Origin of the sequence: Alteromonas sp. 76-1 (assembly GCF_900654235.1) — a bacterium.
GTDB classification, from domain to species: Bacteria; Pseudomonadota; Gammaproteobacteria; order Enterobacterales; family Alteromonadaceae; genus Alteromonas; species Alteromonas naphthalenivorans.
Genome location: NZ_LR136959.1, coordinates 36,511 through 51,530, shown reverse-complemented (window position 1 = coordinate 51,530; position 15,020 = coordinate 36,511). Strand labels below are relative to the sequence as shown.

General features: G+C 41.2%; 7 protein-coding genes. 2 read left to right on the top strand and 5 right to left on the bottom strand.

Annotated elements, in window-relative coordinates:
* Positions 1-48 precede the first annotated feature (48 nt).
* Positions 49-1,635: a BNR-4 repeat-containing protein gene (locus tag ALT761_RS20305; protein WP_129740737.1), complete on the bottom strand. Its 1,587-nt coding sequence runs from the start codon at positions 1,633-1,635 to the stop codon at positions 49-51.
* A 321-nt stretch (positions 1,636-1,956) separates the two neighbouring features.
* Here ALT761_RS20305 and ALT761_RS20300 point away from each other — a divergent pair, with 321 nt between their 5' ends.
* Entirely contained in the window at positions 1,957-3,339 is a 1,383-nt protein-coding gene (locus ALT761_RS20300; protein ID WP_232043620.1) for a BNR-4 repeat-containing protein, read from the top strand.
* A gap of 153 nt (positions 3,340-3,492) precedes the next feature.
* On the opposite strand, the gene ALT761_RS20295 is transcribed toward ALT761_RS20300, so the two are convergent.
* Positions 3,493-4,203, bottom strand: coding sequence for an NYN domain-containing protein (locus ALT761_RS20295; RefSeq protein ID WP_129740736.1), 711 nt, complete (start codon positions 4,201-4,203; stop codon positions 3,493-3,495).
* Positions 4,204-6,846: 2,643 nt separating this feature from the next.
* On the opposite strand from ALT761_RS20295, the gene ALT761_RS20290 reads away from it, so the two are divergent.
* A complete protein-coding gene (locus tag ALT761_RS20290; RefSeq protein ID WP_129740735.1) occupies positions 6,847-7,203 on the top strand; it encodes a hypothetical protein in 357 nt (118 codons plus the stop codon).
* Positions 7,204-8,037: 834 nt separating this feature from the next.
* Here ALT761_RS20290 and ALT761_RS20285 read toward each other — a convergent pair.
* The 3 genes from ALT761_RS20285 to ALT761_RS20275 all read right to left on the bottom strand — a co-directional run bounded on the left by ALT761_RS20285 (position 8,038) and on the right by ALT761_RS20275 (position 14,995).
* Positions 8,038-9,297 carry a glycoside hydrolase family 88 protein gene (locus ALT761_RS20285; RefSeq protein WP_129740734.1) on the bottom strand — a complete coding sequence of 420 codons (1,260 nt, stop codon included), beginning with the start codon at positions 9,295-9,297 and terminating at the stop codon, positions 8,038-8,040.
* Positions 9,298-9,577: 280 nt separating this feature from the next.
* Positions 9,578-12,622, bottom strand: coding sequence for a sulfatase-like hydrolase/transferase (locus tag ALT761_RS20280; protein ID WP_129740733.1), 3,045 nt, complete (start codon positions 12,620-12,622; stop codon positions 9,578-9,580).
* A 15-nt stretch (positions 12,623-12,637) separates the two neighbouring features.
* Entirely contained in the window at positions 12,638-14,995 is a 2,358-nt protein-coding gene (locus tag ALT761_RS20275; protein ID WP_129740732.1) for an alpha-L-rhamnosidase-related protein, read from the bottom strand.
* Positions 14,996-15,020: the final 25 nt, after the last annotated feature.

Here is a 15,020-nt window from a genome sequence, read left to right as displayed (position 1 = left end):
CGCTACACTATTCTAGGTAATACCATGGCAAATTGATTAAGCTTCAAATTACCTAGAAACACCCAAATCAATAACTTGTAGATGAAGCGGTAGCGAGTTTCCAGCGCCCTTCTCCATCAAATAGTAATAGGCTTTTCCGTTTTCAATGTGAATAGTGCCGTGGTCAAACTTTACACCCGCGGCTTGCTGATAAACCACTTCAAAATCGTTCGTACCACCTTTCGCTTTTTCAACAAACGGGTAGCCATTCTTAAGCCCAATAATGAAAATACTATCACCCGATGTATAGATAGAGTCGGCACCAGTAAAGTCAGTCGTAACCGTGAAGTCTTTAGCGTTGGCTGGTTTAAAGGCGTGTATCGACACCTCTTTGTAATCACTTCGCTTGGTATTTGTAGACCTAACGTGAGTAATAAAATGAAGGTCTTCGTTTTCAGTAACCGTCCAATCGAACCCTCGAACTATATGAACAGAATTGGGTTCTTGGTGATCAATGTAATCGCCCGGCTCAAAGATCTTAATTTCATCAGAGTCAACCAACGGCCATGTCATGTTTTCACCATCTACATTTTTCCAATCTCCTAAACCATCTGGGTGATCAGAGTATGCGTAGTAAACGCCATTTTGGTACTTATAACGGTCATTATTATTCGCGCTACGCTGTTGAAACCCTACGCGCAACTTACCGTTTATATACTTCATCTGACCATATAAACCCCAGTTGTAAGCATTGCCATGAGTTTTTTGGTCTTTGTGATTAAAAGGTGTAAAGCGAGTCCACACTTGTTTTTGCGCATCGTATTTATTGAAATAATAAGCGCCGTTGTTGTTGCCGCCCCATCGCATGTAATGCAAGAGTTCGCCTTCTTTGCTCTTGTAAAATTTGGGATAGGTTAGTGCAGAGAAATTATCTTTGTCTTCTAAATTCCCTGTCATGGTCAAGTGCTTGTAATCATCAGTCCCCTGACTCACTTCACTGGTGTCTTTAACAAACTTTTCTAGTGTAAATTCGTCATCCGGTACATCCGCAGCACCAGGCACGGAAAAAGAGTAGCGGAAAAAGTCATCAACAAACCGCCCTTTAAATCGGCCGCTCTCATCATCGTCAACATAGGCATGCATGTCGTAAACCATATGAATGGTGCCATTTTTAGGGCTCACGGCTAAACCTATGGTGTTGTGTGACTCCCCTACTAATGGATTTCCTCGAAAGCCTGTGTGTCGATGGGGAAACTGGATAGTTTTTACAACGCCAGTTTTTGTGTTAAACCTAGAAAGCATAACATTGCGCTGTTCTTTTCCGCCCTTATACCACGTCATGAAAACGTAGTGTTTATAGGGTTTGACGGCATCGCCGTGAGCTGAAATATTCTTGCCAAAGAAATAATCATACTCTGGCCCCAGGGAAGGCTTCTCAAAGGTGTTGTGGTTAAGCTTTTTGCCATCAAAATGAAGCGCGCCATTGGTTATTTTTGTCTGGCTTTCTAAAAAAACCCCATTAGCTTTGCTCATGGCTGAGGATACCGTCGCGGTATTGCTCGAAGCACAGGCTGTTAACACTGAGAGCGCCGCCACAGTTTTTGCTAACGTTGTTAATTGACGGGCTACACCACTCACTTTTAGATTTAATTTCATCGGATTTACTCGCTATACACTTACAACCAGTGTACATTTATTTAAAACCATTTTCACTCAATAATAACCAAATACAGTCATAATACTGTCAAAAAAAACTTTCCAGATGGGCTGATATTAAACCAGATGTCGCTAAATTATTGGGTGTAAAACGTGCGCAAACTCAAATAAGAGGGTTCGAAATTGTTACTATATTCAGCTAAAAAAATACAAAATTTAGGTATTTTGTTTAAGAGCAATCTTGTTTCGCTATCTCTCTTATGTTGCTTATCAATCAATTTCAGTGCCCATGCATCAGTAGGATTAGAAACGGAAGTGCTAGTGACCCCCAACGCGCTTTTTTTCAACGGAAATAAAGTTAAAGGCTCTCATACTGACAATAATCCAGATGGCTACGATTATATTTTTGGCAATGCACTATCCCCTCACGGTGACTGCATAAAGGTATACAAGCATTTTGTATTTATGACGTGGTATAAGGGCGGCAAAAACAACCGACATGTCATGCTTTCACGCCTGAATACTAAAACCGGTGTGCTTAAAACCATTCAGTTTCCCCACCAGCACACAGGGTTTAGAGGCAAATGGTGGTTAGGTGAGACGCACAATACTATTGCGGTGGGCATAAGCCCCGTAAACGATACGATTCACTTGCTTTACGACATGCATCGCAACGGCAGAGTGGAAGCGTTCTCTCAAGACTATCTTCGTTATTCTTACTCTTTAGAAGGCGCGGCTTCAGTGCCAGACGACAAGTTTACTTTGGCACAATTTGTCAACTCCAGTGCTGGTCACTACAAGCATTTAGCCTTCGATGGCATAGACGACATCGATACGACAAAACTTCTTACCTACCCTGCTTTTTTCACAGGAAAGGATGGAGATTTGTTTATGAAAATGCGCTACGGGTTTTCAGCAAATGGGAAAATGCTTTTTGCCCGATACGATGGCAAAAAGTGGCATGGATATTATGACTTCAACCAGGTTTTAGCTTCAGAGCATGGTAGCGAATACAACTGGGGGTTGTACGGTGACTTCAAGTACACCGGCGGTAAGTTTCGCATAGCGTTTCAGCGACGATCTAAAAACACGTCAGATAAATACCTTTATCAAAACGGTATCTACTACGCTTATTCTGAAGATCCTCATGGTGTCTCGGATTGGAAAAATGCGAACGCTGAACCAATTGAAATTCCATTAGCTATTTCTGAGCACATCCAAATTGAGGAGCCTGGAGACTGGGCTAAAACAAAGAAAAAGAACCACGTTTCCATTGTTCACGGATTTGACTTCACAGTGACAAACAGTGGCGATGAGCACTTCATAAGTAAAGTAGTAGACCTTGAATTCAATGAAGAGATAAACCTGCACACATTCCGCAAATTCGGGCAAAAGGACTTCACTACCGTTCAGGTACCGTTTGGTGGGCAACTGTTTAGTAACGGGGATGATGTCTATCTTACTGGGTTGAAAAATGGCCGTGTGGCAATCGCTAAGGCTGAGGACAACTCAGAAACCTTCACTACTATCTACGAACACAAGCGAGGTCCGGTATTCGATAAAGCCGTGGTCTTTTTTAAAGACAACAAGGCTTACTACTTCCTGAAAGACGCGGAAGGTACAGGCGATGGGCGTAGTTTATATCTACAGGTATTTTTGTTGAGGACGAAAAGTTTTTTCAGTAGAAGAGAACAAAGTAGGTAGAGCTGACGGCGGTATCGATTTACGGCTTTCAAAAGGTGGTAAGCACCATATTAGGCAATGTGAACAGTAGCGACATTCTAGGGTGAGCGGTCGTTCGTGAGATTTGTAATGCTTTCCAATATTTCGACACTTTGAACAGTAAACAGCAGTTAATCACCCCCGTGCTTTTCGCTTATCTCTCACATAAGTACCACCACCATTTTTAGTCGTCACTTCAAATAGGTCAATTGCCATAAATAAATCTTTGATCTTTTTGAACCCATAATTCCGAGGGTCAAACGATGTATGATTAGAAATGTGTTTCCCAACAGCCCCTAAATTCGCCCAACCTTCATCGTCTTCCGATGCATCTATAGCTTGTCGCAACATATTCATAAGTTTGGTGTCTCTCTTCATATTCGGCCTTATTTTCTTAATCGGCTTTTCGTCATTCGTTTCTTCATCCAAATACAAAAATTTCGAGCAGCTATTAACAAATGCATTTGGCGCTTTTCGTTCACCAAAGCCAATCACAAATTTCCCATCAGCCAATGCTCTAGTAACAAGTGGCGTGAAATCACAATCAGATGATACTAAGCATATCGAGTCGATGTCCTTAGTATATAAAACATCCATAGCATCAATTACAAGTGCAATATCAGTAGCATTTTTACCTTTTGTTAAGTCAAATTGCTGTATAGGCTGAATGGCAAATTCATGAAGTACCTCTTCCCACGCTTTTATATTCGGGCTCTTCCAATTTCCATATGCTTTACGAATATTTACTACACCGTATCTAGCTAATTCAGAAAGTATAGTTTCTATCTTTTTTGCTGGCGCATTATCGGCATCAATAAACAATGCAATTTTTTCTTTTTCCTTCACATTTTTCCTGCAAAATTTGGTTGAGATCCTTCTTGAATATTGTGACAATTTTTTAAATAAATCAATATCGCTTAGTGAGAATTCAGTATATAAAAAAATACCTTAAAATCACTTGAAAAAATTTAGCTCAATGAAGCCGAGAATGGTTTCCTGAGTTTGAATAAAAAATTCATTAATTAGAATTTGAAAGTAGTTTTATTGCTTACTAAGTAGCTTGATATGGTGATGAGAAATGCGTTACCACTTAATTTTTTTATGCGTTACCACTTAATTGAACCAATGCGTTACCACTGAAGATAAAATTTCAGTGGTAACGGGGGGAGGAGGATTAAAATCTTCATATTGTCGGATTCAGTGGTAACGCATTAGGTGAAAAAAACAACCAGCTCATAAATCAACCAGTTAAATATTGCCGCATAGTTTGAAGTATCTGAATTCTTAACAGATTAAGTTTAGGCAGAACAGTCTAAAATTGTTAGATAATGCGTTGCTGGCATTTGAATCATATTGACGATGAAATATAGGGTTTTTGGAGCCTAAATGGCACTCCAAAATCACGATTCACCTGTCTAAAATACACTTGTAAATTTCGTTTAATAAATCGAAAACAAAGCTTATTTTCACACATAATTCTTTCTGGATTATGAATTTTATACTAAAAATTATATTAAAAGAAAATAGCTTAATGTCTAGCCCCGTGCTTTGAAATATTGAGTCATTCTCCGTCTATAATTGATAGAAATAAGCATCGCCCCCACCAGATAAAAGCACATCAATTACAGTAATATGTACTTTTTTAGTAAGTGATTTTCTTCCTGCCCTTGCTCGAAACGAGCTAAATAATCTGTACAACTTTCGCTGAATTGCTACAACTTTACATTGAAAATATTGCTATACAATATCTATAAATTCACTAAATATTTCTATCGGAAGACGTTCATATTAAGCCTTTACTGACTTATCGAATTCGTGCTCTAGCCAACTAATCTTTAGTACGTATAGGGATTAGATGATCTTTATTAATTGACTTTAGAATGAGTTAAATTTAAATAAAAGTAAGAGATAGAACAACAAACTCTACTACAAAAACCTTGAATTTTATGAGCAAATTTGTAGCGAAATAGATCTCGAAAACAACTGTAGAAGCAGAGTACCCATGGTTCGTTCAGTTAAAAAAGAACTACAACTAAGCCTAATAATTGCTTCAGAAACGAAGCTAATAGGGCCCTTAATACCATCAAATCGCTGAACTGATAAAGCACTCAAGGGTATCAATTAAGTACTCCCATTTAGGTCGAATTAGAAAAATTTCATCTTTTTATAAGTAACTGAATCAGTTTCCCACGCTATTGGTTTGGTTCGCTTCCACACCTCATACCAAGAATTGAAGTTACAGCTCCTATTGTAGACAAAGAGCTTCTACCATCGAAAAACGGGTTGTTATTTATCAATCCCATGAAGCCATATACGTTCTCAGAGTTGGTCAATACTGATCTGAGTACGTAAGAAATATTAACTACAAAACTTACTCGCTCACGCTACTCATCGCCTACAACTAAGCTGCATGAACCTGCCCAATAGCTATTGAACGTGTTCTTAGAAATACCCTAATTGACATATTTACGTCCACCGAAACACCCCCATTTCTCAAGAATATTGCGCCCTATCTTAAAGGCCTCGGAATCATTTATACATGAACTAGAGAGAGAACTTTCTCTTCTTGTCATCTTTGCACACTCATATTTATGGAGCGATAATATTTTTTACGGCTAATAATTTTTTTCAATTAATCGTCGTGACCGCCCCAGCCTGTGAAGTCAATTTTGCGTTAAAAATGTTTTTTCCGTCACTCTCAAAGTTGCAAATATTTTATAGTTGCAATCTCCAACAATAAAGGTTAAAAATAAAAGCAAGTGAATGATTTAATTGATTTTTTTATCATTATGATAATAGTGTCAATCATTTCATTTTAGGGCTTTGAGTAGGCAAGTGGTTTTATAATCTACTATTACTTTTTGAGTTGATTATAAAACTTGGAATGCGAACGGCGAGTGTAAGTAAAAATACTTCACTTAACTAACGTGGATTGAGCGATGTAAGACGGAAAAGGAAGCTGGTATGGACTTGTGTTGTGAAATTGTCAAACAACATCAAAAGATAATTGATGGAGAACGGCTATGTTTTTCTCACACCTCAAAGCGCTATTTTGTAAGCCAAAGCTCTGGTACTAGTGACCAACTATATAAGCTCCCTCATATCATAACAGGCTTAATATATGAGCCAGTTTTAACTTCTTAGTCAAAAGTATTTCCAGTTGACTCCATTCTCTCTTCCGATAAGACATCTTGTGACTCTCATGTTCCCAAAACGTTAGGAGCCGCTAAAGTAGAAATAGTATCAAGATATGGTATTGGTCGTTCAGGAGAGCTGACTTCACCGGTTCTATTTGCAGGTCAAGTGAGAAATTTAAATAGAGAGCCCTATTTTATCCGTTTAGTGAAGATACTCACGTGGCCACTGAAAGTGGCGAGTATTTATTTGGCAATGATGTTGTGATTATTGTGAATAACCTTCGTCGAATTGCTCGCTTACAAATGACTTCAGCCCTAAGCGCCATTTTTACTTCTTATAGGAGACACCAACATGAATTTACTCGAAGTAGTATCCAATGATAAAAACGAGATAATACCGATAAATGTAGCAAGAGTAATCGGTCTTTCGCTTGATGAGTTAGCTGATCTCCTCGGTGTTTCAGAAACATCGCTCAAAGATGAGAAGATAGGATGCAATATAAGTATTCAAACCAAACTCCACAACGCTGTAGAGGTAATAATGCTCGTTAGTACCTGGGCTGGGGGGCCTTATCAGGCATGCTCTTGGTACAGAAACATTCCTTTGCCAGCTTTAGGTAATGTTACGGCGGAGACCGCGGTGAAGATGGGACTTGGGAGTTATGTACTCGTTTTTGTAGAGAGTATTTCATTAGGGGGCTATGCATGATTAGCATTCTTCTATTTGCTTTCTAATAGACGTATAAAGTTCACCTGATAGGCAGCTATGAGCTAGCAGCAGTCATTAACGTAGACGGCGGTTGTAGTCCACATTGGACATTATTTTGACATTTGTTATCCCTTGCCGCCAGGCAAGACTTATGACGAGAAGGTTCATATCCATCGCATGCGAAACTTTCATCCAAACGCATCTGTTATAGATGGGATAAAGTCTAAAGGCCAAATTCCTTTCCAATGTAATGAAGTCACTATCATTGGTATGCACAGCATTGAGCACCCCGTGTATTTTGACTCTCTAGATAAGCTATTTCAAAAGTCAGAGAAAAACGATCCGTCAACTTTTGCATATTGCCTATGTTGCGCCGTTATCGAGGGGGAAAACAACTCCGGGTAATAAAAACATATAGAGCAATTGTTTGCACGTCTAAAACTGCGTGCAGCACATATTACCGACATGATTGGGTTTGAATCGATAAAACCCGTTAGTATCAAAAGCAAAGTTGATAACCGAACAAAGGGTGAGATATGCAGCAGTGATAAAATAATTGTTCAATGCCATGACGTCAGGCACTATCCATTCGAAAGTAGCCCGAACAATCTTTTTAGTCCATACAAAAAGGGTTACTGCCCACAGTGTTTGAAAGATATTGGCGTGAAAAGCTTTAGAGATATTTATAATATTTACTGACAAGCCAAATTTGAAGTAACAAAATCTTTAATCAGGTCTGATAGATTGAGTAACGACTTGCACAAACTACGCGAGCTTTATTACACAACCCGTGCAAAGAGCACGGGTTAAGTAGCACTCTTAAAAGCAGTAGCGTTAAATTGCCTTACAGCGGTTCAATGCCTGAAGGTAATAGTAATCTCCATAATTTAATGCTGAATTTAACTCATCATTGGCAGGAAAATTACCCGTTGCCTGTTTCAACAAGAAGTGGCCGTTTTCACCTATATTGGCAAGATAGGCTGGTGACGATAGTGTCCGCAGCATTTTCATAGCAGCATCGTAATAACGCTCTGACTCGGCTCCTTCAACAAACGTTGATAGCTCAAGCAACGCACTTGCAACCAACGACGCTGCCGACGAATCTCGGTACAACGTTGTTCCCTCGTGTTTTGGCGCATCGTAGTCAAAATAAGGCACTAAATCATCAGGCATATTCGGGTGGCTTAAAATATAGTTTGCGATACCCTTTGCATGTTCTAAGAACTTTTCATCTTGAGTAAATCGATATGACATGGTGTAACCATACAGTCCCCAACCTTGTCCCCGAGACCACGACGAATCGTCAGCAATACCTTGGAATGTTTGTTTCCAGTTAGGCTTACCCGTTTCTCTGTCGTAATTAACTAAGTGAAATGAACTGTAGTCATCACGGAAATGGTGTTCCATCGTGATAGTTGCATGGCTGATAGCAGCATCGCGGTAAACTGGGTCACCAGTTATTTCAGATGCGCGATACAACAACTCTAGATTCATCATGTTGTCGATAATAACCGGAAATTCCCATGTTCCCCAACTCCAAGAATAGGTAACACCAATTTTAGGGTTGTAACGTTCCATCAAGGTTTTAGCCGCATTTACAATAACCGCCTCGTACTCTTTATTGTCGGTTAATCGCAGCCCATTTCCAAAGCTGTCATAGATGATAAAACCAATATCATGGGTTTTGCGATTGTATTGATTCTTCTCTAGCGCAGTTGTCCATTCAGTTGCCGTGTCTAACCAACTTTGATTTTGATTATGTTCATATAAATTCCAAAAACTCCCAGCAACAAAACCGGTAGTCCAACCTAGCATTGGTTCTAGCCTTGCTTGTCCTTGGCTATACGATCTGGGCACATTTTTAGTGTCGGTATAAGCTTTTCTAAAACCGTCGTACTGAATCGTCGCGTGATCTAATACTGCTGCACAAAACTTAGCATTATTTTCCGGCCAATCAATTTTCTTTGAATAAGTGACTGTGTTAGGTACTGTTTCTTTTACTACCGGAGCGCTGGCTTGCTCATCTGTCGCGCTGCAAGCAGATAAAATGCAAGCCGCTAAAATGGAGGTAATAGTTTGCTGTTTTTTGTTCATCCAATACATACCGTTGTAACTAATTTAGTTTTACAGGATAAACAATAACCCACCCAATTTCATCAAAAACAATCATATTAGGTCATTAGTAATCCAAAAAAATGCTTTCTAAAGAAAATACGGCAACCTTTACATGCTATCTAGCCCAGTTTAGCCATTTCAAACTACAAGCCCTTCCCTAACAACTCTTAAACTTGCTGCTTTATTTGTACTGATTGAGAAGCTGTTAACATTTCCATAATACCGTGCGTAAAACGTGCGACACGATTCTTATATTTATTTATTCCTTCACCCATCGCACTTCGTACTTCTGCACGGAGAAAGAAGGAATAGACGCTTCAATTGACACTGTCGACGTTTCACTGCTTGCTTGTTGAGTGCGTCCCTCAATCCAGCCACTCCATTTCAAGGAGGTCACTTTTCCATATTTTTCTCTATGCACACGAAACGTGTCCTGCCCTGTTTGGTTTAACGCATCGCGAACAGATGCTGTAGGATGAGCATCGGCTTTTCGCCACCCGCCTTCACTCTCGATAATCATGGCTTTAGGAAAGTCATTGAAGAATTGCTGCTCAATATTTGTTTCGCTATCAATTTGTGCCATGCGATATTGAAACTGAGTGCCAGCAGGTTTATCAACACGAACATGTATTTGAAGTAATTCTGGTTCGAGAGCTTCCATGTTTTCGTTATTAAAGCTGAAGGTAAGCACGTCAATTCCCTCATCAGCTTCTCTTTTCGTAAATATTCCGTTCACCGTGTTTCCCTTAAGCGTTTTAGAAACACTTGAGGTATTTTCGTAGAGCGTGTTACCCACCATTGAAAACAGTGCTAGCTGTGTCATTGCTTCAGGACTGTAAGACCCTTCTTGAACGTTACCCCACTGAAAAACTTCTTTAATGTTGTGGGTTAGCATCATTTTACCGAGCATGGCAAAAAATGCTGAATTATGTGAAGTCGCCACACTCACAAAACCTGCCCGCTTCATTTTCACAATGAATTTATACTCATGAATTTCAAAGCTAGCTTCCGGGTTATAATCTGCATGCTCCAAAATAGGTGCTATCTGATTAGCATAAACCCTTTCCATATCCATTTCGTGAGGATGGGTTATATGGGGGTAGTAAGAAATCGCTAAGAAGTCATAGGGCACGTTATTTTCTTTTGCCCAGGAGACAAAATGCGGTGCATAGGCATCTTCTTTGTTACCACTGTAATCAATATACCGGCTTTTATGAGAGGCTTCTCTGAAGTGAGCGCCTACCTTTGCACTAGGTAGCACAGTCTTAATTGCTGCTACTGTATTGCGGTAGTGATCAAAAAATTCCTCTCGCGTGGCCGCCCAGTGCTGGGGCCGGGTATCTATTTCAGATCCCACTCTAAATCGCCATTTAAGCACTCGTTCTTTGCCATAACGTTCAACCAGTTCGGTAATAAAGGCGCGAATGTAATTGTTCCATGCTGTTGCATCGTTCGGCGGTAGCCCATTTCCATACACGCCCACTTTGTCTTTCAATAAATAGTGCTCACCATCGGGCTCTTCTACAAATTTATAGCCACGCTGAAAGGCCCAGGGTGGATTATCTAATACGATCTGAAATATATCCCAGTCGCCCTTTAACCAACTATCAAGCTTGGCGAATGCAGCCTCAAAGTTATAGATATACTGCTCACCGTCCCATAAATAGGTATCGCCCGATAAATCCTGATTAAACCAACCCCCTAACAATCTAACTGTATTTACCTTAGGCCTACGTCCGAACGTCGCGGGTATAGATTTTGGGCTGCCTCTTTCTGTTCTCACCGCAACGTCGAAAAAATCATATACTTCACCTATTTGAGCATGATTATCTGTAAAATCTGAAACCAGTGTGACCGGCATTTGCTTGTTATTGACGTTTCGCTGTTGGTAAAAAGAGGGAGCATCAAGGGGGAATTTTGCATGCAGAAGTTTACGTAACTTTTCTTCTATTTTTTGCAAAGCGTGTTTTCCAGACTCATTAACCCGTGCAATTTCAGACACTGTGTGATTATATAATTCTGTAAACTTTATTTCCTGCGTGGCCGCATCTCGCCATTGTGTATATCGCCACTGCCCGTCTGTTACTGTTACGCCCATAATCTTGCCGCGATTAAACAAGCTATAGGCAGCCTGTTTGAATGAATGGTCGGGATTGTCGATAAGAGACAGCATACTTTCGCCATCTACTTCAGGCATAGTGAGGCCTGCAGCCTCGGCGAGTGTCGGGAAAATATCGATATTTTCAACTAGTGCAGACGAGGTTCGATTCGCTACACGCGCGCTGTGAGAAAGCTCTCGACTGACAATCAAAGGTACCCGAGTATCTAGCTCCATATTGGTATGCTTGTTCCACGCACCGTACTCACCAAGCTTGTAACCATGATCGCTCATCAACACAACCATGGTATTTTCTCGCAGGTCCATTTCGTTAAGTGCCTGCATTACTCTGCCCATTTGCGCGTCCATGTAGCTTACCGATGCGTAATATCCATGCTTGAGCTTTTTGGTAAGTTCATCCTCAACGTCGCCTTCTTTGGGAATACCGCCATACATTCGAAGCTCGCCCCAGTTTGTGAGCGCAAGGCGATACATGTCCTTTGGCTTATTTCGACTTGGCACAGCAAACTCGTCGCTGTCATAGAGGTCCCAATAACGTTTGGGGGCGTTAAAAGGCAAATGCGGCTTACTGAGGCCAACGAACATTAAAAACTTTTCGTCTTTTAGCTCTTTTAACGCACGTATGGCATCGCTGGCTACTTTTCCATCTTTATAAAAGTCGTCTTCTACTTCACCAGCCTCATAAGCAAATCGTTTCTCTTTATTACCGTCAATGGCGTAAAAATTATCGAGCTTTTTAATATGAGTAGACCAGCTTTCTGCATCGTCGACAGTACTGTGGTAAACCTTACCAATACTAATGGTTTTGTAGCCATTAGCTTTAAACAATTGGGGCATCGACACCACATTTGGCTGATTAGGTCTAAGTCGCCCATTTTTTCTAATGGTATACAGGCCCGTAGTCTCTGGTCTCAAGCCTGTCATAATGCTTACCCGAGAAGGGCCGCATATCGCTTGTTGCGCATAGGCCCGAGTAAACTTCACGCCCTCGCCGGCCAGCTGATCGATATTGGGGCTATGCACCTTATTGTGACCATAAACACCCAAGTCAGGTCGAAGATCATCAATCAAGAACACCACAATGTTAGGAGGTTGCTCAGATTGACTGGCATAAGACATTACGCTGAATAATAAACCTGGAAACACAAGCATAAGCGCAGCTAAGTATGTAAATATTAATCTCATTTCTACCTCTAAAACTTAAGTTGCGTTTATTTCCCAGATGCCTGGGTCAACTTCAAAATTGATGTATTTTGATGTCTCTGACACAAACTTCACACCGCTCACATTGTTTCTAGCTTGCCCGTTTTGCCACACTACTTTGCCGTTAATGGATATTTTGCTGATATCAAAATATTTTTTAGGCACTCCGACTAAGGCCACTGTATTAACTGGGGAGGTAAGTTCAAGCGTAAGGTTTTCTAAGGTGCGGCTGATTACAAAATCAATATCGCCTTGCACGCTAGGCACGCGTTGTTCAATGCGCTTCATGTGCGCCATGTTAGGCATAATCTGATATGTCTTCCAGGCCACAGAAGTTGGCGCTATGCCGGCAATATATTTGCTCAGTACCGTGCTAGGTGCGTTCCATGCATGATTTTCAGTACCTCCGCCGTTCATGTATTCGGTTAACGTAGATCTAACTGGGTTAGCTACCTGCTTGCCATAACGTTCTTTCATTCTAGACAGTGCTTCATCGTAACGCCCGGCCTTCGCCATGGCGTTATAAACCATCCATTCAAAATGCGGGCTGGCAAAGTGATTGGGGACTAATACGTTGTCGACTATTGAGTTGTATTGCGACTCCTCGGCTAAACCGAACAAGATTGCAACCGCATTAGCTCGGTCATCTTTAAACTGTTGGGGGTTACTGCTGTAAAAGCCGTTTTGCCAAAATGTAGCCCTAAACGCGTTTTTTAGCGCGGCAATGCGGCTATCATAGAAACTAAGGTGAGTATCGTTACCTATCGCCCTGGCCATCTTGCGCGCAGATACCAGCGCACTGTAATACAGTGCATTTTGAATAACGTCATAATCTATGGTGTCTTGTGGTCCCCAGTCTGTCCATTTCCAGGCACCACTTCTAAACGTGGCGAGGCCGTTTTCACGGGTGCCCCACAATGTGAGGTACTTATGCACATAAGGATAGGCAAACTCAAGCGTCTCACGATCGCCGGTATTATAGTAGTAGTGCCAAATTCCTTGCTCAATAAACTGTAAACTCTGTGCGGGCAATTCTCTAAATCGACCAGGCCCTAAACCTGCGAAAATACCGGTTTCACTATCGCTGAAGGCAAGTGTTACTTTAATCGCCTTTTTAAGTAAGTCTCGGCCAGGTTTATCCATTGAATAAAATAGGTAGCTTGCTTGGTCAGCTACATCGCCAATCCATAAACCACGTTCTCTGTCAGGGGTATCCATAAAGTTATCGCGGGCACAAATGTACAAGGTATTTTCAGCCATCTGCCAAATACGCGTAAACCAAGTATCGTCTGCTTCAAAATGTCCAGGCGTTGAGCCAACCCCAGTCCAGCGGTATTTTAAGCCATGCACTGTCACACCTTTTGGAAAGCTATATTCTATGGTGCGGGCGTTAAACCATGAATACGACTCAAACTGCTGCCGACCTTCTTTTGTCGTGTACTCGGTCTCTATGGTGTTAAGTCGCATATTCGAATCGATATGTACGGTTTGGCCTTGTTCCGCCTCTATATCAAAATAGGGCGTCACATTTTTATTAAAATCAAGCACACATTTAATGGTTTCGCCGTTACTCACAAAGGGAAACTTGCTGGCTGGATAGTTCTCGCAGTAAGCTAATCCATAGTTGTTAAGAATTGGGATTTCACTCGGGGATAGTGCATTAAAAGGCGCGCGCGGTGGGCGGTGCAGGCTTTTTGCTTGTTGCCATGACGTATCGTCATAGCCTGGCATATACCAAGCACTATCCGTCCAATCTCCCATGCTATTTCTGGCATCATAGTTAATGTTCCATGCAGCCACGCGATACGGAGATTGCTTTGTCACTTTCGTGGCGTAAGCTGGGTGTGGGCTTACTTTCCATGAGTCATTAGAAATAACTTGGGTATCGCCCACTTCTGCCTGAAAGATAAAGCCCCCTTTGTTAGACGAGATATGGGTGCCCTTTTGCCCGTTGTCACCGTAATACCATACCAATGCCGCAATAGTATTGGTGCCTTCAGTGAGGTATTGGCTGATATCAACTTTGTCATAGTATTTGTTAGATGCAATAGGAAAGAAATCAGTGCGTGGCGCAGGTGTTACCGGGGACGGCCCCCCGGTGTAACTTCCCTCGAAGACCACAAGTTCACCATTAATCCACAACCAATATTTGGTATCTGCGCTGATGTAAGCAAAGCTTTCTTGAGGCTTTTCGTCTAGGCTAATTTCCTTACGAAATGCCATCCAAGTATTTGGATCGGTAAAACGTTCTTTTGCCCAAATCCACTCTGCTGTCCACTCAACGGCAAGCGCAGAATGAGGTAAAACCGAGCCGAGTAGCATAATGCTAGCAATTATTATTTCTTTTGTGCGCATAAATTGTATCCATTAAAGCTTTTAC